The sequence below is a fragment of the Archangium gephyra genome (assembly GCF_049060025.1).
Classification (GTDB): Bacteria; Myxococcota; Myxococcia; order Myxococcales; family Myxococcaceae; genus Archangium; species Archangium gephyra_A.
The window spans coordinates 5,852,015-5,872,288 of sequence record NZ_JBMEQQ010000002.1 but is presented as its reverse complement, the minus strand read 5'-3'; the positions used below and the strand labels follow the sequence as shown (position 1 = coordinate 5,872,288).

At 68.3% G+C, this 20,274-nt stretch carries 19 protein-coding genes; 10 read left to right on the top strand and 9 right to left on the bottom strand.

Annotation, left to right across the window (positions count from 1 at the left end):
- Positions 1–7: 7 nt before the first annotated feature.
- A complete protein-coding gene (locus ACN28I_RS25405; protein ID WP_420944527.1) occupies positions 8–1,180 on the bottom strand; it encodes a HEAT repeat domain-containing protein in 1,173 nt (390 codons plus the stop codon).
- Between the two features lie 205 nt (positions 1,181–1,385).
- Here ACN28I_RS25405 and ACN28I_RS25400 point away from each other — a divergent pair, with 205 nt between their 5' ends.
- Positions 1,386–2,087 carry a LysM peptidoglycan-binding domain-containing protein gene (locus ACN28I_RS25400; protein WP_420944526.1) on the top strand — a complete coding sequence of 234 codons (702 nt, stop codon included), beginning with the start codon at positions 1,386–1,388 and terminating at the stop codon, positions 2,085–2,087.
- Between the two features lie 112 nt (positions 2,088–2,199).
- On the opposite strand, the gene ACN28I_RS25395 is transcribed toward ACN28I_RS25400, so the two are convergent.
- The 3 genes from ACN28I_RS25395 to ACN28I_RS25385 form a co-directional block, all read right to left on the bottom strand.
- Positions 2,200–2,949 (bottom strand): HNH endonuclease, encoded by a 750-nt coding sequence (locus ACN28I_RS25395; protein ID WP_420944525.1) that lies wholly within the window; start codon positions 2,947–2,949, stop codon positions 2,200–2,202.
- Between the two features lie 65 nt (positions 2,950–3,014).
- Positions 3,015–4,349, bottom strand: coding sequence for an AAA family ATPase (locus ACN28I_RS25390; RefSeq protein ID WP_420944524.1), 1,335 nt, complete (start codon positions 4,347–4,349; stop codon positions 3,015–3,017).
- Positions 4,350–4,541: 192 nt separating this feature from the next.
- Entirely contained in the window at positions 4,542–5,684 is a 1,143-nt protein-coding gene (locus ACN28I_RS25385) for an AAA family ATPase (protein WP_420944523.1), read from the bottom strand.
- 185 nt (positions 5,685–5,869) lie between these two features.
- Between ACN28I_RS25385 and treZ the strand changes: the two genes are divergently transcribed.
- Positions 5,870–7,729, top strand: coding sequence for a malto-oligosyltrehalose trehalohydrolase (treZ, locus tag ACN28I_RS25380; RefSeq protein ID WP_420944522.1), 1,860 nt, complete (start codon positions 5,870–5,872; stop codon positions 7,727–7,729).
- A gap of 27 nt (positions 7,730–7,756) precedes the next feature.
- Here treZ and ACN28I_RS25375 read toward each other — a convergent pair whose 3' ends face one another.
- Positions 7,757–8,401 carry a hypothetical protein gene (locus ACN28I_RS25375; RefSeq protein ID WP_420944521.1) on the bottom strand — a complete coding sequence of 215 codons (645 nt, stop codon included), beginning with the start codon at positions 8,399–8,401 and terminating at the stop codon, positions 7,757–7,759.
- A 449-nt stretch (positions 8,402–8,850) separates the two neighbouring features.
- Here ACN28I_RS25375 and ACN28I_RS25370 point away from each other — a divergent pair, with 449 nt between their 5' ends.
- The 4 genes from ACN28I_RS25370 to ACN28I_RS25355 all read left to right on the top strand — a co-directional run bounded on the left by ACN28I_RS25370 (position 8,851) and on the right by ACN28I_RS25355 (position 12,482).
- Positions 8,851–10,146 (top strand): discoidin domain-containing protein, encoded by a 1,296-nt coding sequence (locus ACN28I_RS25370; RefSeq protein WP_420944520.1) that lies wholly within the window; start codon positions 8,851–8,853, stop codon positions 10,144–10,146.
- Positions 10,147–10,263: 117 nt separating this feature from the next.
- A complete protein-coding gene (locus ACN28I_RS25365; protein WP_420944519.1) occupies positions 10,264–11,583 on the top strand; it encodes an NCS2 family permease in 1,320 nt (439 codons plus the stop codon).
- Positions 11,584–11,791: 208 nt separating this feature from the next.
- Entirely contained in the window at positions 11,792–11,995 is a 204-nt protein-coding gene (locus ACN28I_RS25360; protein ID WP_420944518.1) for a cold-shock protein, read from the top strand.
- A 304-nt stretch (positions 11,996–12,299) separates the two neighbouring features.
- Positions 12,300–12,482 (top strand): hypothetical protein, encoded by a 183-nt coding sequence (locus ACN28I_RS25355; protein ID WP_420944517.1) that lies wholly within the window; start codon positions 12,300–12,302, stop codon positions 12,480–12,482.
- A gap of 63 nt (positions 12,483–12,545) precedes the next feature.
- Here the strand turns inward: ACN28I_RS25355 and kaiC are convergent, their stop codons facing one another.
- Positions 12,546–13,961 (bottom strand): circadian clock protein KaiC, encoded by a 1,416-nt coding sequence (kaiC, locus tag ACN28I_RS25350; protein WP_420944516.1) that lies wholly within the window; start codon positions 13,959–13,961, stop codon positions 12,546–12,548.
- Entirely contained in the window at positions 13,958–14,683 is a 726-nt protein-coding gene (locus ACN28I_RS25345) for a response regulator (protein ID WP_420944515.1), read from the bottom strand. The genes kaiC and ACN28I_RS25345 overlap by 4 nt, the downstream gene beginning before the upstream one ends.
- A gap of 64 nt (positions 14,684–14,747) precedes the next feature.
- Between ACN28I_RS25345 and ACN28I_RS25340 the strand changes: the two genes are divergently transcribed.
- The 4 genes from ACN28I_RS25340 to ACN28I_RS25325 all read left to right on the top strand — a co-directional run bounded on the left by ACN28I_RS25340 (position 14,748) and on the right by ACN28I_RS25325 (position 18,716).
- A complete protein-coding gene (locus ACN28I_RS25340) occupies positions 14,748–15,677 on the top strand; it encodes a sterol desaturase family protein (protein WP_420944514.1) in 930 nt (309 codons plus the stop codon).
- Positions 15,678–15,717: 40 nt separating this feature from the next.
- Positions 15,718–15,912: a ferredoxin gene (locus ACN28I_RS25335; RefSeq protein ID WP_420944513.1), complete on the top strand. Its 195-nt coding sequence runs from the start codon at positions 15,718–15,720 to the stop codon at positions 15,910–15,912.
- A gap of 53 nt (positions 15,913–15,965) precedes the next feature.
- On the top strand, positions 15,966–17,222 hold the full coding sequence (locus tag ACN28I_RS25330) for a cytochrome P450 (protein WP_420944512.1): 1,257 nt from the start codon (positions 15,966–15,968) through the stop codon (positions 17,220–17,222).
- Positions 17,223–17,345: 123 nt separating this feature from the next.
- A complete protein-coding gene (locus ACN28I_RS25325; protein ID WP_420944511.1) occupies positions 17,346–18,716 on the top strand; it encodes an Hsp20 family protein in 1,371 nt (456 codons plus the stop codon).
- On the opposite strand, the gene ACN28I_RS25320 is transcribed toward ACN28I_RS25325, so the two are convergent.
- The gene (locus ACN28I_RS25320) at positions 18,683–18,994 is read right to left on the bottom strand and encodes a hypothetical protein (RefSeq protein ID WP_420944510.1); all 312 of its coding nucleotides are present in this window, start codon (positions 18,992–18,994) and stop codon (positions 18,683–18,685) included. The two genes, ACN28I_RS25325 and ACN28I_RS25320, sit on opposite strands and share 34 nt — an antisense overlap.
- Positions 18,995–19,010: 16 nt before the next feature.
- Positions 19,011–20,264, bottom strand: a complete 1,254-nt coding sequence (locus ACN28I_RS25315; RefSeq protein ID WP_420944509.1) for a hypothetical protein — start codon at positions 20,262–20,264, stop codon at positions 19,011–19,013.
- Between the last annotated feature and the right edge of the window lie 10 nt (positions 20,265–20,274).

The following is a 20,274-nucleotide window of genomic DNA, read 5'->3' as shown; positions in this document are numbered from 1 at the left end:
GGGCTCATCAGTGGGGCGCCCCTTCTTCCATCAGGCACTCGTGGCGCTCCTCCACGCCCAGCCAGATGCGGGAGAAGTCCACCGTGCCCTCGGCGTAGAGCCGCTGGAAGTTCTGGTAGTCCGCCACGAAGCGGGGGTCCTGCGCGGCGAACTGCTGCAGCAGCGGCAGGGCCTTGGGGCCGGCGGCACGGACGGCGAAGCGGAAGAGGGCCCAGCGCACGCACTCGTCCTGCTCGGTGGGGAAGGCGTTGCGGTAGGCCTCCAGGGCCTTCTCCGGCTCCTCGGTGACGGCGAGCCGGAAGGCCGCCATCTCGCGCACGTCGCGCTCCCGGTCCGTGGTCATGATCTTGCTGAGCCGGTCGATGGAGTCCCCATCGAGGATGGGGTTGGAGTAGCTGGGCATCTCCAGCGCGAGCAGGCGCACGGCCATGTCGTCGGACTTCTCGCTCAGGTCCATCAGCTCCTTCCAATAGGGGGCGAAGGTGCCGGTGCGCTCGAAGTCCTCCTTCATCACCTTGCCGATGGTGCGCGTGGCCAGCCAGGAGGTGGAGTCCAAGGACTCGTCCAGCGCGAGGGCCTTCACCCGCTGGATCTGGGCCGGGCCCAGGCGCTTCTGCGTGTCCAGGGCGTCGAGGACGGCGCCCCGGTTGATGAGCAGCGCGCCCTTGTCCTCGCCAATCTTCAGCAGGGCGTCCACCACCTTGGGGTTGTGGACGGCGTCCGAGGCCTTCAGCGCCTCGATGAAGACGCCCAGGTACGGCGCCTGGGCCTTCTCCGCCCAGGCCACCACCTGGAGCGCGCGGTTCACGTCGTTGCCGATCAACTCGGTGAGGCGCTCCTGGAGGTAGCCCGCGAGGTAGCGATCCGGCCCGGCGACGGCGGCGTCCAGGGCCTGGCGGATGGTGTCGAACGAGACGTTCTTGTCCAGCTCCCCCAGCCCCTGCCAGCACAAGGGCATGGGCAGCAGCTCCTTGGGAGGCCGGGACTCCTCGGGGCCCGTGGGGGCGCTGGAGGGACCCGAGCTGGCCTGGGCTCCCCCGGAGGGCGCGGCCGTGGTGCCGTGGGCCTGCGAGGCCTCCTCGGACGTGGGAGCGGAACGGCCCGACAGCAGCGCCGCTCCGAAGATGATGAGGAGCAGGGCGCCCAGCAGTGCGGCGACTTTGGTGGATGTACGTTGCATGGTGGGAACCGGGATTCCTGGTATCACGAGGAATGATTGGACTTCAAGAATTTCTCACGAAATGGGGACTCCCTGGCCTCGCCTTCCCTGCTGGGGTGGAGGTGCGGGTGGGATTTCCACGCCGGTGCACGCAACTTTCCCCTCCCTGATCCCGAGAATTTCTCTGAGTTTCTTAATTCGGAATTTTCGCCTCGAGGATCAGGCCATGAGCTACCGCATCAAGTCCGGTGACACGCTGTCGGGTATCGCGAGCCGCTACAAGACGTCGGTCAGCGCGCTGATGAAGGCCAATCCGCAGATCAAGGACGCGAACAAAATCTACGCGGGCAAGTCGCTGAACATCCCGGGCTCGCGCGACAGCTTCGACCATGGTCCCACGCGCCCCGGTGGCAACCGGCCCACGGGTGGAGGCCGTCCCACGGGTGGGGCGCAGGGGCCGGCCCCCACGGGTGGCACGCCCTCGCGCGGCCCGGGCGGCAGCCCGTTCGACATCGCGCGGAGCCACCTGGGCAAGAACGCCGGCAGCCTGAAGCTGGAGAAGAACGGCGTGGGCGCGGAGATGGAGGACTGGGTGCCCAACAACGTGAACTGCGCCAACTTCGTCTCCGGCGTGCTGGAGCAGGCGGGGCAGATCAAGAACAGCCAGCACCACAACGCGGTGGTGGGCCTGGCGGCGAACCTGGACAAGGACCCGAACTTCAAGCGCGTGCCGCTGTCGCAGGCGAAGCCGGGCGACGTGGTGAGCATGAAGACGCCGGGTGGCCACCACGTGGTGCTGTTCGCCGGGTGGAAGAACGGCAAGCCCGAGTTCATCGGCTCCAACAACGTCAACCGGGATGGCTCGCAGCGCATCTCGATGACGCAGATGAACTACCCCATCATGTCCATCCACCAGTACCGCGGCTGAGCGGAGCCGTGCCGAGGCAGGGGGGCCCTCGAGGAGGTTCCCCGGGACCTGGATGGACGCGCGGTGCCGGTCCCCACACCGGCACCGCGTTCTTCTTTGCGGGGATAGGTGCTCAGAGGGAGGGGAGGCGGAGTTCGAGCTGATGCTTCTTGCGCAGCACGGCCGGGATGAGTTGGTCGAGCGCGTCGTATGAGAGCCCGATGTAGACCTGGGCTGGATTGAGCAGCCGCAGCAGGGCTCGTGACCACTGGCGCTGCACGTCGGCGCTGCTGCCACCTCTCGTGGCCGCGCGGATGTCTTCCACCATGGGCATGACGTGCTGCTCGACATGGTGCCCGTACAAGTCGAGCAGATCGGGCCGGTCCAGCATGCAGACCTTGATGGTCATGGCCCCCCGGCGGCTTCCATTGCGAGGCCTGGGGTACCACCTGGCCGCTGTCGCGTGGCCATGGGGCATCCGGACGAACTGGATGTGCTCGAGGCCTGATTCCGTGGCGGGATCGATGAGCAGAGGCCGCTCCTGGCCCGGAGGAGGCTGTCCCTCCAGCAGCGCCTCACTGCCTTCGGCGAGCGGGAACTTGTCGAGCTTGGCGGGGGCCTGATTGCAGTTGCGGCAGGAGAAGAGGAGGTTCTCCCAGCTCCAGGCGAGCCACCAGTAGCCGTGCTCCTCGCGGGCGCCGGGTCTCCGGTCCGCTCGCGCCTTGGGCCGGAAGTGCTCGACGTCATTTCGCTTCGACTGCTCCCGGCTCTCGCAATAGCAACACTTGTAGCGCTGGGCGCGCCAGAGAGCGTCGTGAGCGACCTCGTACTTCCTGCCGAGGTCGTCCTGGACTGGCCGGTGCTGGACGGCGATAGCCTGCACTCTGGGGAGTTCAGTGGCTCTGGCGGCTGCGAGCTCCGTGGGTTCCGCACCGCGATGGATGCGGATCATGACGGCTCTTCACTCCCAGCCATCTGCTCCGGTGGCTCCTGGATGCGCGGGACGGGCTCCCATCCGGGGTCGACACCTGCCGCGGCGAGGCGCTCCCGGATGTCGTGCATCTCCTTGTCTTCCTCATCGCTTCGGAGCGGGTCGGCGATGAGGAAGCTGTAGCGCTGGAGGTCCTTGCCGAGGTCGGACGGGTGGAGCCGGTCGATGCCGAAGAAGGTGCGGTAGATCTCGCTGCCCGTGAGCAGGGCGGGTGACTCCGGGCTCTCGTGAGCGATGACGTTGCCCTCGCTGTCCGTCCCCAGGATGACGACCTCTTCGCGGGACAGTCCGGGCAGGATCATGGGTGAGTGCGTCGTCACGATGAACTGGAGCTTGGGGAAGACGCGCTTGAGGGTGGGGATGAGACCGAGCTGCCACTTGGGGTGGAGGTGCAGGTCGATCTCGTCGATGAGCACGAGTCCTTCCATCTCGGAGAGCGGGAGGGGCCCACCGTTTTCCCAGAACATCTGGCCGATGATGTCGGCGACCCAGGCAATGGTGCTCTGGTAGCCCTGCGAGAGCCAGGTCGCGGGCAGCTTCAGGGTTTCCGCCCCCACCTTGAGCTCGAAGCTATGTTGGGCGACGAGGTCATTCGGGTTCTTCACTCCGCCTCGCCCTCGCAGCTCGACGTCGGTGGTCCGCGGCAGCAACTGGCTGCTCACGAGCGCTTGACGGAGTGCTTGCGCGAACTCTCGCGGGTCTTCGAGCAGATCCGCGAAGCCCGTCCCGATGATCCGGCCGCGGTCGAACAGGGAATTGAGTCTGCTCAGGATGGGGTCTTCTGCTTTGTCACTCGCGAAGGGACGCGGCAACTGGCGCGTGGTTCCATAACCCGCCACGAACCACTGGGGCAGATTGAGTGCCCTGGCTTCCTCGATGGGCTCGGACGGAACCTCATGGGGATCGTAGTAACGCGACGATCCACCCAAGACGCTGTGCCCAGGTGAGATGGAGAGACCTGTGCAGACAACCGGCGGAACTTCGGGACGCGGGAGGATTCCCGGGTATCTCCGCTGTGTGTGTCGGCTTGCGCCGAAGGTGAAGTCGGCTTCGATGGTCGTGGTCCCGCCAGTACGCCGCCGGTCAGGCAATGACGGCACATCCGCGAGCTGGTTGGCACGGACATATCCGCTCGCCGCCATCGCGATGGCCTGCAGGATGCTCGTCTTGCACAGACCGTTCTCGCCGATGAGGACGGTCCACATCCGCGGCCGTCCCTGCGCGTCCTGGAGTGACAGGGAGAAGTCCCGCAGGAGCTTGAGGCCGGAGATGTTGATGTCGAGGAGGTACATGATGTCCTACGTCGGGCCGGAGCGGCCCCACGCGGGACATCATAGCCACGGCGTGCTCCTGGAGCGCCGAGAACCGACGCGACAGTGGCTCAGGAGGCGCGGATAGCGGGGAAGACCCTCACCCTGGCCCTCTCCCAGAGGGAGAGGGAATGCTGGCCCCGGCCTCCGTGCCTGCCCGAGTGCCGGACCCGCTCAGCCCGTAACGGCGCGCACCTGCTCGCCGTCGAGCACCAGGCGCACGGTGGACACCTGCGGCTCGCCGAAGTGGTCGTACGCGGCGCGCTCGAGCTGCGGCACCAGGGCGGCGCGCAGGCCGCGCGCTCCCGTCTCGCGCTTGAGCGCCCGGGCCACCACCCACTCGCGCACCGACGGCTCCACCACCAGCGTCAGCCCCTCGTGGGCGAACTCGCGCTCGTAGGCGCGCAGCACGTTGTCCTCGAGGATGTTGCCCAGCGTCTTCGCGTCCAGCGGCGAGAAGGAGACGATGCGGCTGAAGCGGCCGATGAGCTCCGGAATGAAGCCGTAGCGCGCGAACGCCGTCGTCTGTTCAATCTGATCGTCCGTCACCTTCTCCGCGATGGCCGCCTCGCGCTTGCCCGCCTCGCGCCCGAAGCCCATCCGCTCCTTGTGGCCGCTCAGCTCCTCCGCCGTGTTCTTCAGCCCGCTGAAGGCTCCGCAGGCGATGAAGGTGAGGGCCGATAGCTCCAGCGGCATGGGCGGCGTGCGGCTGGTGAAGCCGAAGTCCGGCGGGAAGTCCGCCCGCGGCGCGCTCAGCAGGTTGAGCAGGCTGCGCTGCACGCCAAAGCCGCTCACGTCCTTGGTGGTCTGCTGTCCCGCGAAACGGGCATCGGAGCGGCTGGTGGCGAGCTTGTCGAACTCGTCCATGCAGATGGCCCCGCAGGCCGCCCACGCCACGTCTCCGCCCGCCGCCTCGAACAGGCGCGAGAGCATCGTCGTCACGTCGTCGCCCACGTAGCCCGTCTCGGAGAACTGCGTGGCGTCCACGATGACGGTGGGCACCCCGAGAATCTGCTTGAAGAGCAGCTCCACCAGGAACGTCTTCCCGCTGCCCGTGGGCCCCAGGAAGAGACAGTTCTCACGCGTCCCCGGCTCGGGAGCAATGCCCTCCAGGTGGATGCGCCGCAGCCGCTGCAGGTGGCGGTAGGCGAGCACCGACGCCGCGCGCCGGGCCTCCGGCTGGCCCCGGTAGCCCAGCTCGGAGAGACGTTGATCGATCTCACGGGGAGAGAGCACCTCCAACGCGGCGACGCGCTCGCGAACGGAGTCACCGCGCTCGAAGGGGAGGGCCTGCAGGTGGTCGGGACGTGGGCTCATGAAGTGGACGGCATCTTTCCGGTTTGGGACGGCACTGGACAAGCGTTGCCTGCTCTCGGCGCCAGTGCCCGCCTGCTCTCGGAGGGGACGTTCACCCCCTGGAGCGGGCCACCAGTGAACATCTCTCCGCTCTATTGACCCGCGAGACAAGTCCTCGGGGCGCGAGGGTGGATAAGTAGGTGGCCATGGAACGAGCAGAGAATACGCCGGGGCAGGCTCCTCGCCTGGGCTCCTGGGTGGAGCCGGGAGCGGGAGTGCGGTGGCGCGTCTGGGCTCCCGGGCACCGTGAGGTGCAGGTGGTGTTGTTCGGAAGGGATGGACAGCAGGCGGGCACCCCCCTGTCCATGGTGGACGAGGGAGGAGGCTTCTTCTCCGCGACCCTCGCCGGAGAGGGCGCGGGCGTGCGCTACAAGCTGAGGGTGGACGGCCAGGGGCCCTTCCCGGACCCGTGGAGCCGTTCACAGCCGGACGGCGTGCACGGCCCCTCCGAGGTGGTGGTGCCCGACTTCGCCTGGACGGACGCCGCGTGGAAGGGGCCGGATCCGGAGGCCCAGGTCATCCACGAGGTGCACGTGGGCACGGCCACGCCCGAGGGCACCTTCGAGGCCCTCATCCCCCGGCTGCGCTTCTTCAAGGAGCTGGGCGTCACCACGCTGGAGCTGATGCCGCTGGCCAGCTTCCCGGGCGTGCGCAACTGGGGCTACGACGGGGTGGACCTCTTCGCCCCGCTCGCGGCTTATGGCGGTCCCCAGGGCCTGCGGCGGCTCATCGACGCGGCCCATGCCAAGGGGCTCGCGGTGCTCATCGACGCCGTCTACAACCACTTCGGGCCGGACGGGAACTACCTGGGCTGCTACTCGCCCCACTACTTCACCGGGCGCCACCACACGCCCTGGGGTGATGCCGTCAACTACGACGGCGAGGGCTCCGCGGTGGTGCGCCAGCTCGTGCTCTCCAACGTGGAGATGTGGATCCGCGACTACCACGCGGACGGGCTGCGCCTGGATGCGGCCCACGCCATCATCGACGAGGGCTCGCGGCACCTGTTGGTGGAGCTCACCGAGCGCGCCCGGGCCTCGGCGCCTGGCCGCCGGGTGGTCGTCATCGCCGAGGACGATCGCAACGACACGCGCCTGGTGCGCCCGAAGGAGAAGGGCGGCTATGGGCTGGACGGCGTCTGGGCGGACGACTTCCACCACCAGATGCGCCGCGCCTTCGCGGGAGACAGCGAGGGCTACTACGCCGACTACACCGGCACCATGGAGGACCTGGCCCGCACGCTGCGGCAGGGTTGGTTCTACGAGGGGCAGGTGTCCCAGGTGCATGGCCACACGCGCGGCACGCCCGCCGGGGAGGCCCAGCCCTGGCAACTGGTGCACTGCATCCAGAACCACGACCAGGTAGGCAACCGGGCGCATGGCGAGCGGCTGGGCGCGGACGTGTCTCCGGCGGCCTTCCGTGCCATGAGCGCGCTGTTGCTGCTGTCGCCCTACACGCCGCTGCTCTTCATGGGGCAGGAGTGGAACGCGAGCTCCCCCTTCCTCTACTTCACGGACCACAACGAGGAGCTGGGCAAGCTGGTGACGGAGGGGCGGCGCAAGGAGTTCGCCGGCTTCACGCGCTTCTCGGGCGACACGGTGCCGGATCCGCAGGCCGTGGAGACCTTCACGCGCTCCAAGCTCGACTGGAACGAGGCGGGAAAGCCGGAGCACGCCGGAGTGCTCGCCCTCTACCGCGAGCTGCTGCGTCTGCGCGCCACGGACCCCGCGCTGAAGACGAATCGCCGGGGCCACTTCGACGCGCGGCCCCTCGGTGAGCACGGGCTGGTGCTCGAGCGCCGCGGTCCCCAGGGCGCGCTCCACGTCATCCTCAATGTGCGGGGGACGTTGGAGCACCGGCTGCCCGAGCGCTCTTCCGGGCACTTCCAGGTGGTGCTGTGGACCGAAGCGCCCCGCTTCAGCGGCACCTCTCAGGAGGCGCCGCTGCGAAGCGGGGTCGTGCGGCTCGAAGGACCCTCGGCCGTGGTGGTACGCGTCACGGACTGAGTCCCTCGGGAGCCGGGGCGGTGTGGCTCAGAACGCACCGCCCAACTGGAGACCGAAGTTGACGATGTTGCCGTCCTGCGCCAGTCCCAGGTCCTCGCCGCCCACCAGGCGGTAGGTGGCACGCGCGCCGGCGGTGACGGGGCCGAGGTTGTAGTCGACGCCCGCGGCCAGCGGCACCTCGGTGACGACGTCGTTGTCGAAGAGGATCTCCGCGTCCTCGCTCGGGTTGAGCAGACTCACGCCGAAGCCCGCGCCGACGAAGGGCCGCAGGTCCCCGTTCGCGCCGAGCTGCGGGCCCACCTTGGCGAGCGCGCCCACGTTGTGCCGCCACAGCCCGCCGTCGAGATTCTCGAACGGGTTGCGCGCGCCCTCGTAGCCGAGCTCCAGGCCCACCAACGGCAGCGGACGCGAGTTGGCCTGGACGCCGAAGAAGCCGCCCGCGCCCGTGTTGTCGCCGATGTCGCCGGTGTACGTGTTCAAGCCGCCCGTCACGGAGACGTTGAGGTCGTTGAAGACGCCTCCGCCGCCCGTGCCGCGGTCGATGTCCGTGTCGTAGATGCTGGCCTCGTCGGCATCGTCCTCCGGGATGTAGTCGTCCTGGGCGAACGCGGGCGCGGCCAGCAGCACGGCCGCGGCGAACGCGCCGATCCCCCATCTCGTCTTGAAGCTCATGGTGTTGCCTCCCTGTATCCCCCCCGTCCCTTCGGGGGGGTCTGTCGAAAACTGGGCGCTGGCCGTGAGGACGGGAAGCGCACCCTCCCTGCCCGGTCTCCGTCACTCCACCCCTCCAGGCAGCCAGCACGGCGCTCCCGAGGTTGCCCGGGGCTGGGCACGCGGAATGTGACTTGGTATACCCGATACTTCCTGCTGACCTGTCAGGTTGGCGGACAAGCAGCCGGCGGGAGGCCCTCCTGGGGCCGGACGCCCGCACACCTGATTCAGAGGTCCATCGGCCCGATGTGACCTCACAGGGAGGGCTGCGCCTGTAACCCCTTGAAAACCCTCAGAAATCTGAGGGAATTGATTGGGGCATCAGGTGTTTGGAGCCCAACACACGGGATAGGGTGCACCGGAAATTCCCCCGGCTGTGCCGATCCCCTCTCACGAAGGAAAGCGACACAGTGAATCGATCCTCTACCCGCCGCACGCGGCTGTCCGCCTTCGGACTCGTCTCCGTCCTCGCCCTCTCCGCCTCTCCGGCGCTGGCGGCTGGCGGCTTCACCTCCGCGACCGCGAGTGGAAATGACGGCAACGTGCCCGCCAACGCCATCGACGGGAGCCTGTCTACCCGCTGGTCCTCGGATGGCGTCGGCCAGTGGCTCACGGCGGACATGGGCGCCGTGAAGTCCCTCACCGCGCTCGACATCGCCTGGTACCGAGGCAATGAGCGCCAGAGCAAGTTCGTCATCGCGACGTCCACCGATGGCACCACCTACTCGACGGCCTTCTCCGGCACCTCCGCGCGGACGGCCACGGCCCAGCGGTACACCTTCGCGGCCAGGAATGCCCGCTATGTGCGCGTGACGGTGAATGGCAACACGATGAACAACTGGGCGAGCATCTCGGAGGTGGCCGCCATCACCGGCACCACCACGCCGACGCCCACCCCCACGCCGACTCCCACGCCGACGCCGCCGCCCACGACGGGCACCGACGTCTTCGGCGTGAAGATGCTCTACCCGACGAAGGCGGGCGGCGAGACGTGGTTCCTCAAGACGGACGCGCTGTCGGACTCGCGCTTCGATCCGCAGGACCCCATCACCCGCAACGCGGACGGCTCCTGGAAGATGAAGAACAGCCAGGTGCGCATGCACGCGCTCACCTCCACCGGCTACGACTCGAAGAAGATTCCCACGTATGACCGGGACGTGCTGGCGGGCCGCGGCTACATGCAGGCCGCCAACGACTGGAAGAACGTGGAGATGACGGGCTTCATCAAGGTGAACGCCGTCAGCGACGCGAGCGACAACTTCGCCTGGTACGCGCGCGGTGGCCGCCACACCGACTCGCTGGCCTGCGAGGGCTCCTCGTACAAGGGCAGCCTGCACTATGACGGCCGCGTGCGCTGGCAGAAGGAGTCCTGGCACGTGAGCTACGACCAGACCCCCTACAAGACGGGCACCACCGCGCTCAAGGGCCGCTGGGTGGGCTTCAAGTCCATCATGAAGAACGTGATGTACAACGGGAAGCCCGCGGTGAAGCTGGAGATGTGGCTCAACGAGAACGCGGACAAGGTGACCTGGAAGCAGGTCTACGACATCACGGACTACGGCCAGATTGGCGGCGATTCCACCAACTGCGGCGGTGCCGTGGATGCCATGCCCATCACCTGGGGCGGCCCCCTGGCCACCTTCCGCTGGGACAGCGCCTCGGACGTGGACTTCAAGTGGCTGAGCGTCCGTGAGATCGCCGAGTAACCATCGCCTCACCCCCCAGGGATGAAGCACCGGGCGCGGGGAGCCACACTCCCCGCGCCTTTTCGCGCGGCACATAAACATTGGGGACGCACCTGGGGACGTCTATACCGGCGCCCTATGGAAGCCCCTAGGGAAGCCCTCGAGCGTTTCTTCCACATTCGTGAGCGGGGCTCGTCCGTCGGGACGGAGCTGCGCGCGGGCCTGGTGACGTTCCTGACCATGGCCTACATCCTGCTGGTCAACCCGCAGATTCTGTCGGAAGCGGGGATGCCGGCGGCGGATGTGACGGTGGCCACGGCGCTGGGCGCGGCGTTCGGCACGCTGCTGATGGGGCTGTACGCCAACTTCCCCTTCGCGCTGGCGCCGGGCATGGGGCTCAACGCCTACTTCACCTATGGCGTGGTGAAGGGCCTGGGCGTGGACTGGCGCTTCGCGCTGACGGCGGTGTTCGTCGAGGGCCTGCTGTTCATCGTGCTGTCCTACGGCGGCATCCGCACCCTCATCCTCCGGGCGATTCCGCCCCCCATCAAGCTGGCCACCACCACGGGCATCGGGCTGTTCCTGGCGCTCATCGGCCTGAGGAACGCGGGGCTGGTGGCGGACAGCCCGGCCACGCTGGTGCAACTGGGCGTGCTGCACGCGCCGGTGCCGCTGCTGGCGCTGGCGGGGCTGATCCTCATCGGCGTGCTGTCCTCGCGCAAGGTGCGGGGCGCGCTGTTGATCGGCATCGCGGCGGTGGCGGTGGCGGCGTGGGGGCTGGGGCTGGCGAAGGCGCCGCAGGCGTGGGTGAGCGTGCCCTCGCTGCCGCGCGAGACGTTCTGGGCCTTCGACTTCTCGCAGGTGCTGACGGGGAAGTTCCTCACGGTGATGCTGGCGTTCCTGTTCGTGGACGTGTTCGACACCGCGGGCACGCTGCTGGGCATGGGGCGCATCGGCGGTTTCCTCAAGCCCAACGGGGAGCTGCCGGGCGCGGGCCGGGGCTTCATGGCGGACGCGGTGGGCACGGCGGCGGGCGCGGCGTTCGGCACCAGCACGGTGACGGTCTACATCGAGTCGGCGGCGGGCGTGGAGGAGGGCGGGCGCACCGGGCTGACGGCGGTGGTGGTGGCGGCGCTCTTCCTGCTGTCGCTCTTCTTCGTGCCGACGCTGGCGGCGATTCCTCCGGTGGCCACCGCGCCGGTGCTGGTGGTGGTGGGCGCGCTGATGATGGGCGGCGCGCGCGAGCTGGAGTGGAACCGGATGGATGACGCGCTGCCGGCCTTCCTGACCATTGCCCTGATGCCCTTCACCTACTCCATCGCCAACGGCATCAGCGCGGGCATCGTGTCGTACGCGGCGCTCAAGCTGCTGTCGGGGCGCCCGCGCGAGGCCCACCCGGTGGTGTACGTGCTGGCCGCACTGCTGGTGCTACACTACGCTACGGGCGGCGGCGCCTGATCCCGAGGGAAAGAATGCCGGGGAATGGACCTCCGGGGCCCCGGGTTCCATTTCCAGCCGCCAGTCACGGGGGCCACATTCCGAAGATATTCGGAGGGTGTCCCCTAGGCACGCGCCTCGAAACGTGACACACGGCAATGGCCGCCCCACAACTGGGTGTGGCCTCCGGCTCAACTCATTGAGGCCGGACAAGAAAGAAGACGAGTAAATGGCAACTGGTACCGTGAAGTGGTTCAACGACGCGAAGGGCTTTGGATTCATCACGCAGGAGGGCGGGGGCGAGGACCTGTTCTGCCACCACAGCGCGATCCAGTCCGATGGCTTCCGCTCGCTGCAGGAAGGGCAGAAGGTCGAGTTCGACGTCGCCCGCGGCCCCAAGGGCCTGCAGGCGCAGAACGTTCGTCCCTGCTAAACGCGCCGTCAGGACCGGCAACGGGCCTGGTCTCTTCGAGAGGCCGGGCCCTTTTCATTCAGGGATACTGGGAGTGGCATCTCCCGGCCCTGGTGCTTAATTTACGGCCCACGGCGCTCCCTCGGAGCGCATGGGTTGGCACGGTTCTCTCGCGGCTCTGGAGCGAAGCGTGACGGTAGGCGGCCTGGCCTCCTGCCGAGCCCCTGGTGGGCGGATTTGGTGCGGTTCAGGACTTTGTTTGTAGGGATGGGCCCGGTCTCGGTAAGGAGACGGGTCTGGCTCTCACTCTCTTCCTTGGAGACCTATGACGGTCACATTCATCAAGCGTCAGAAAGAGCGAGCGCGTCAGCAGCGCAATCAGGAAAAGCAGACCAAGCGCGAGGAGCGCAAGCGCGAGAAGGCCGAGCGCCCCGATCGCGTGGCGGGTAGCGAGGATCCGGACATCGCGCACATCATCCCGGGGCCCCAGCCGCCCCTGGACATGTGACCCCGCTCTCAGAAGCGGTCAGAGGGGCACCTTTCCGGAGAATTTCGGAAGGTGCCCCTTTTTCTATGCGCCCTTCCCGAGGGGCTCGACGCGCAGGCCGCCGGACACGATCGTCATCCGGTGCTCGGCGGAGGTGTGCTCGGAGCCCCGCATCTTGAGCACCGCCATGCTCCGCTCCAGGCCGTGCTCCTTGCGCGCGTAATCCATCAGGAGGATCGCGTCGGGAATGGTGGACAGGTAGGGCGGGGCGGCGTCGTTGTCCACGAAGGTCCCGATGGTCTGGATGAGCAGGGCGCTGCGGCTGTGCTCGCGGATGAGCGAGGAGAGCCCCACCATGAACTGGCGGAAGCCCCGCTCCGAGGTGGAGTGCTCGATGGCGGAGATGCTGTCGACGACGATCAGCGAGGGCTTGAAGTTCGCCAGCCCCGAGCGCAGCTCCACCAGCAGATCCTCCGGGCTGGTCCCCTCCGGGTAGCGGCACTCCACCTTGAGGTGGCCCGCGGCCTCGAGCTCCTTCAGCGACAGGCCCACCTTGGCGAAGTTGCGCATCAGGATGGGCTTGGTCTCCTCGAAGCCGTAGTAGATGACGCGCTCGCCGCGCAGGGCCCCGGCCCGGACGTACATGCCGGCCAGCGTCGTCTTGCCACTGCCCGAGGGGCCGCGCACCAGCACGATGGAGTCGCGCAGCCACCCGCCGCGCGTCATCGCATCCAGTCCCGCCACGCCGCTGGGAAAGCGCTCGTCCTCGCTCAGGTCGTCGCCCTGTTTGGCATCCAGCGGGAAGACGGTGAGCCCCTGCAGCGTCATGGTGCAGGGGTACTCGCCCTTGTAGTGCGCGCTGCGCCGGTACTTGTGCACCTCGATGGACCGGCGGCGGCGCTCCCCATCGATGAGGTTGCGCAGCACGAGGACCGTGTCACACACGAAGTCCTCCACGCCCAGGGTGGTGAGCTGTCCGTAGTCCGCGGGCGCCTCGGCGGTCATCACCGCGGTGAGCCCCAACTGCCGGAAGCAGGAGACGAGCCGGAAGAAGTGGCTGCGCAGGTGCGCTTCGGGAGGCCGCGGGCTGAAGAGGGCCGTCGCCGAGTCCAACACCACCGCGGTGGCCCCGCTCTTCTTCACCACGTCGGACACGAGGTGGACGAGCCCCTCCACGTCGAAGTTGCCGCTGACGTGCGTGGGCCCCTCCATCGGCCGCGTGAGGTCGGTGAGGACGATCTTCCCTTCCTTCACCAGGCCCGCGAGATCGAAGCCGAGCGTGTCGGCGGTCGAGACGAGATCCTCGGCCGTCTCCTCGATGGAGAGGACGGCCGTCTTGACGCCCAGGCGGGCCAGATTGCAGGCGATCTGCAGCGACAGGATGCTCTTGCCCGCGCCGCTCTTGCCGGTGATGAGCGTCGTGCGCCCCTGGGGAATTCCCCCGTACGTGATGACGTCGAGCCCTGGGACTCCCGTGGGCAACTTCTGGATGGCGCTCATTCCCTCCGCTCTACCCCGGAATGGTCCAGCAAGTCCGCAACGAGTGTCGTGTCCTCCAGGTCGCCCACCACCCAGGTTCGCGGCAGGGGGCTGCGCTGGACGAGCGTCGGCGTGAGCAGGATGTGGTCCTCATCCGCCGAGGAGGGCCGGCCTTCCGCCAGGTCGATGACCTGGAAGTCCACCTGCGCTGACTCGTACTGGCCGAGCAGGCTCTTCATCTGCCGGAGCGCACGCAGCGAGGCGGGTGCGCGGCCCGCCGTGTAGAGCACCAGCTCGATTCGCGCCATGGCACGCTCCCGCGGAGCGGTGGGTGGGGGATGCCGGCCCCTGGGGTCTTCCCGGGGGCCCGGAGGTCCCAGGAGCTTCAGCACCTGGGCCACGATGTAGTCCGTCCCGTTCTTCTTGGAGACGATCTTCAGGCCCGCGGCGTCCTCGACGTGCGTGCTGCCCGTGAAGATCAGCACCTCCGTGCCTTCCAGCAAGCCAGCGGCAGCGGCCTGCTTGAGCATCCACGTCCCCGTCCCGTCCGGCATCCGGTAGTCGCTGATGACCAGGTTGAACCGGCCGCGCCTCAACACCTCCAACCCTTCGCGCACCCCTCCGGCCGTGGTGACGGAGAAGCCCGCCAGCTCGAGCGCCCGGCCGAGGAGGTAGCGGCCGGCCTCGTCATCATCCACACACAGGATTTGCCCCCGGGGGCGGGGATCTTCGGAGACGGACATGGAGCGGGCATGATACTCGCCGCAACTCCCATGGGCAGCACCTCGCGCTGCCACGAGGTTCCTGATGGGCGAGCTTCATGCGGCGTCCCGGTATATCGGTCTCATCGCTCTGTCCGCGGCCGTGCTGGAAGCGCTGCTGCTGAAATTTGTCTTCAAACGTTCGTACGACTGGCGCTCCGGCCTCGCCTCCATGGCCGTGGCGGGGATCCGGTCCGTCAACCTGCTGCTTCCCGTGGCGGTCGCGTTGCCGGGGGCGTACTGGCTGCAGCAGCACCGGCTCTTCGACGCCTCGAACCTGGGCGTGGCCTCGTGGGTCATCCTGTTCGTCGGCGTGGAGTTCCTCTACTACTGGTACCACCGGCTGGGTCACCGCACGCGCTGGTTCTGGCTCTCGCACGCGGTGCACCACACGCCCAATGAGCTCAACCTCACCACCGTGAGCCGGCTCGGCTGGACGAGCAAGATCACCGGGGCCTACGCCATCTTCACGCCGCTGGCCCTGCTCGGTTTCTCGCCCGAGTCCATCCTCACCGCGTACAGCTTGAATCTCTCCTACCAGTTCTGGATTCACGCGGACTGGTTCCCCAGGCTGGGCCCGCTCGAGGGCATCCTCAACACGCCGTCGGCCCATCGCGTCCATCACGCGGCGAACCTCGACTACCTGGATGCGAACTACGGCGGTGTGCTCCTCGTCTTCGACCGCCTCTTCGGCACCTACGTCGCCGAGCGCGACGACCTGCCTTGCCGGTACGGGCTGGTGCACCCGCTGCACACGTACAACCCCTTCAAGATCGCCCTGCATCAGTTCGGCCCGTTCCTGCGCGACCTGAGGAGTGCGCGGAGCGCGCGCGAGGTGCTCGGCTACTTCTTCGCGCCTCCGGGTTGGCGGCCGGACGGCAACAGCGAGACCACCGAGGACATGCGGCGCAAGGCCGCGGCCGGGACGCAGCAGGCCCCGGTGGCCCACGAGCCCGCGCCGGCGACCGCCGCGTAGGCGATAGTGGGGGTCTGATGAGCATCAGGAGAGCAACAACATGAAGATCGTGGTCGATTGGGATCGCTGTGAGGCCAATGGCGTCTGCGTGCGCGCCGCCCCCGAGGCGTTCAGCCTCGATGAGAAGGACCAGTTGAGCGTGCTCGTCGAGAACGTGACGCCCGGGCTGCGCGCCAAGGTGGAGCAGGCCGTGCGCGAGTGCCCGCGCCAGGCGCTCGCGCTCTCCGAGGACTGAGCCCGAATCACCCGCCGTCATTTCTCCCTACCCTCAGCGCAGGAAGGTGTTCCATGCAGCACAACGAGACGAAGCAGAACCCGGGCCGCCCGGCCGTCGACTTCAACCCATACGCCCCCGGGTACGACCAGAACCCGTACCCCGCGCTCGAGAAGCTGCGGGCCGAGGCGCAGCTCCAGTACTGGCCCGCGGGGCGCTCCTGGCTCCTGAGCCGGTATGACGAGGCCATCGCCGTGCTGCGCGACAAGCGCTTCACCCCCGACCGGAGCGAGTGGGAGTTCGCCGCGGTGATGGGCGCGACCGCGGTCATCCCCGAGCTCACCGAGCTGAACAAGCACGGGCTGTTCTCGCTGGCCAACCAGGACCACGCCCGGGTGCGCAAGCTCGTCAGCCCGGCGCTCACCCCGCGCGCCATCGAGCGGCTCAAGCCGGACATCCAGGCCATCGTCAATGAGGTGCTCGACGCCTGCGCCGCCAAGGGCACCATCGACGTGACGCTCGACTTCGCGGAGAAGATTCCGGCCCGCGTCATCGGCTCCATGCTGAAGATGCCCAAGGGCCGCGAGGAGCTGTTCCAGCGCTTCACGGACGCCGTGGTGAAGTGCTTCCTCCCCGGCCTGGTGAACCCCGCGGAGATGGAGGGCCTGCGCGCCGACATCCGCGAGGGCCTCGAGCTGGTCAAGGCGACGATCGAGGACCGGCGCAACGCTCCCCTGGAGAACGACATCCTCACCACCCTCATCCAGACGGAGGAGCAGGGGGACCGGCTCAACAAGGAGGAACTGCTCGCCCTGGTGGCCGCGCTCATCGTGGGAGGCTTCGAGACCACCGTCCATCTGATCGCCTACACCGTGTACAACGTGCTGCAGCGCCCCGAGGTGCTCGCGCAGGTGAGGGCCGAGCCCGAGCTGCTGCGCAACACCATCGAAGAGGTGCTCCGCTACGACAACTTCGGGAAGATGGGTGTCGCGCGCTACGCCCTCGAGGACGTGGAGCTGAGCGGGGTGACGATCAAGAAGGGCCAGATGGTCCTCGTCATGCTCGGCAGCGCCCTGCGGGACGAGAAGGCGTTCGACAAGGCCGAGGTCTTCGACGTGCGGCGCAACACCAACGCGAGCATCGCCTTCGGCCATGGGGCGCACTACTGCATCGGGGCGAACCTGGCGCGGCTCGAGGTGCAGCTCGCCGTGGACAGCTTCCTGCGCCGCTTCCCGGAGATGAAGCTCCTGGGACAGCCCTCGTTCGGGCAGCACCCGGTGATCCGCAAGATGGAGTCGCTCCGGGTCCAGCTCAGCCCGGCGTCGGCCTGAGCACGGCCGCCGTTCCGGCCCGCGAATATTCATCGCCCCACCCCGGGTGATTGGTACAGATTCGAGTCCATGGCGGATCGCATCGATCTCAGTGCATGGCATCCGGGGGGGGAGTTCCCCGTCGTGGAAGGGCGCTCCGGGCAGCGGAGCCGTTGGGCTCCGGTCACGGATGTGTCGGAGACTCCGGGCCAGTTCCTGCTCGAGGTGGATATCCCGGGCGTGTCCCGGACGGACATCGAGCTCACCGTCGCCGGCAGGCGCCTGGAGCTGAAGGGCGTCCGCGCTCCCCTCGAGGTGGAAGGGCGGGTGCTGGTGGCCGAGCGCCCGGCGGGCTCCTTCGTGCGCGAGCTCCTCCTTCCCCGGGAGTTCACGCAGGGGCCCGAGGCGGACTACCGCGAGGGGGTCCTCACCATCCGGTTCGCGAAGACGGGGAGCCCGGAGATGGGGAACTCGGGCCTCCCGCCCGGGATGGCCACCATGGCGGAGCGGTGGCCGCTCCTGGACATCCTGGATACCGGGCACGGGCTGATGCTGCTGGCGGATCTGCCCGGGGTTTCCCAGGAGTCGATCGACGTGCTCTTCGAGGGGCAGGTGCTGACCCTGCGGGGGCTGCGGGAGCCGGAGACCTCGGGCAGGCGCTACCGCCTGGTCGAACGCCCCGCGGGAGCCTTCTCCCGCTCCATCCTGCTCCCCGAGGGGCTGGAGGGCGACCGCATCCAGGCGACCTACAAGGATGGCGTGCTGTCGGTGATGGTGCCGACCATTGGAGCCACGGTCCGTCCCCGGAAGCCAGCCGCCTCCGCCGGGGGGACTTCCTCCGCGGACCCTGAGCTCCGTGGGGAACTCGAGTCACTTCGCGCGCAGCACCAGGCGCTCCGCGACGAGCTGGATGGCTTCTGGCTGGCCCTCGGCTGTGGGCTGCGGCTCGTGCAGATTCCCCTGCACCAACATCTCCCGGTGGAGGTGTCCCTGCGCGACGAGGATCCCATCGTGCAGGCGCAGGTGATGGCGGCGGTAAGGCGGTTCGTGGAGTTCGCCGGGTTCGAGGTCTGGCGGGACTACCCCCGTGAGGGGGACGCCTTCCTCAAGCGGTGGCAGGTGCGGACGCGGCGCAAGGAGACCCAGCTCGAGCTTCCAGCAGCGGCTGCTCCGGGTGCAGGAGGCGCTGGAGCAGGCCCGCCAGGGCGCGATGCAGGCGCGGGAGCCCAGGCCCGAGGACTTCCAGGACGCCGAGCGGCAGAAGCTCCTGGGGGAGGCCGCCCACGCGTGGGCCGAGGCCATCTTCTCGCTCGCGAGCGCGCTGCGATGGGCCGCGGCCGGGGCCTCCGTTCTCATGGGCACCCTGTCCCTGCGGAAGGAAATCGCTCCGCAGGGGGCCGCCTGGGTGCTGCATCCCCTGAGCGAGGAGGAGCTGGCCTCACACGTGAGGACCTGGCTCTCCGCCGCCCAGGAGAAACCGCCTACGCCCTCCGGATCCCCGTGACCTCGCCGTAGCCGCCGGGGATGAAGAAGTCGTGCGTGCCCATGCCCATGATCCGCAGCGCGGTGGTGACTGCGTCCGCGGCCCTGGGCACGCGCCTGGAGGGCTGACCGTTCTCCTCGATGATGTCCACGGGGACGCCGAGCCCGCGCGGGGTGTACGAGCCCACCTGCCGGTTCGCCGCCACGTTTCCGCCCGCGAAGGCGACCGAGGTGAACGGGTGGTGGTCATCCGGCAGGGAGTAGGTGCCGTCGCTTCCGCGTGAGGCCCAGCTCCGGCCGAACTCGCTCATCACCAGCACGAGCGTGTCATCGAGCAGCGTCTTGCCCGGCTTGCCGGGAGCGGGCGCGGCCTTGAGCTTCGCCCAGGAAGCGCGCGACGCAGTCCATGAGTCCGCGGCCGTGCGCGCAGCTATAGCCGTGGCCGAAGCCGTTGTGCGTGTCGAAGTCGAGCTGCAGCGAGACGTGCAACGAGGTGCAGAGGTCCGACTTGAGCAGGCGCAGCGCGAGATCCATCCGCGGGTCGAGCCCGGTGAGGTGGAAGTTCGCGTTGCCGAACGTGTACGTGAAGGACTGGTTCGCGAGGTAGCTCGACAGGTACGCGGGACGGTTCGCCGTCATCAGGTCGATGCCCTTGGTGCCCTCCAGCACGGACACGACATCCGTCGCGAGCACGCGCGAGACCGACGACAGCGAGCCATGCAGGCCCTCGAGGTAGTTGTCCACCTTGCCCGTCGAGCGGTCCATCAGCTGCTGGGCGCGCGAGAGCGAGAAGCGCTCCACCGTCGTCGTCTTCAGGGTGCCACCGGTGGGCTGGCCGCGTGCGTCCAGCTCGGGACCCTCGGTGCGTGCATCGAGCCCCGTCCACCAGGGATTGTCCGCGGGCTTCGAGGAGAGCTGTGGCTTGAGCGCTTGGATCGACGGAACGCGAATGGGCGAGGCGTGTGAGGGCAGCCCCATCCCGAGCGGCGTGCCGCGCTCACCGGAGACGACCACGAAGGGCAGGGGCCTGCTCTCGCGGTACTTCTCGAACAGGTGGTTGGCGATCACCGAATGAATGGCGGGCGCCCGGTAGTCCGCACCGGCGACACCGCACATCGAGCCGATGAACGCACTCGAGTGATCGTTGGAGCCCTGGTCGATGCCGTGCAGCACGCTCATCTGCTCATGCAGCGCGAAGTGCGTGAAGCCGTACATGAGCGGGCTGAAGCCGCCGCGCTCCGCCGGGTTGAGGGGGTTCCACGACTGCCAGGTGCGGAGCGGCTTGTAGGGGCCGTTCGCGGGCGCGAGGTTCACCACCTTGCTCGCGTCGAAGAAGACGGGCTCGGCGCTGTAGGTGGAGGGGGTTGGCACGCAGAGCGGAATCTCCGCGTCATCCATCGGGGTGAAGTAGTACGCCGGCCGGTAGCCGCCCGGGATGTAGAGGACCACGAGCCGGGAGGGGACATCGGTGTCCGCGGCGTGCGCGGCGCGCGAGCCGAGCAGACCCGCGCGTTCGAGGAGCGCGAACTGTCCGGCTCCGAGGGCCCACTTGAGCAGCGTGCGACGAGAAGGGGTCGTCATGGTGTCCTCG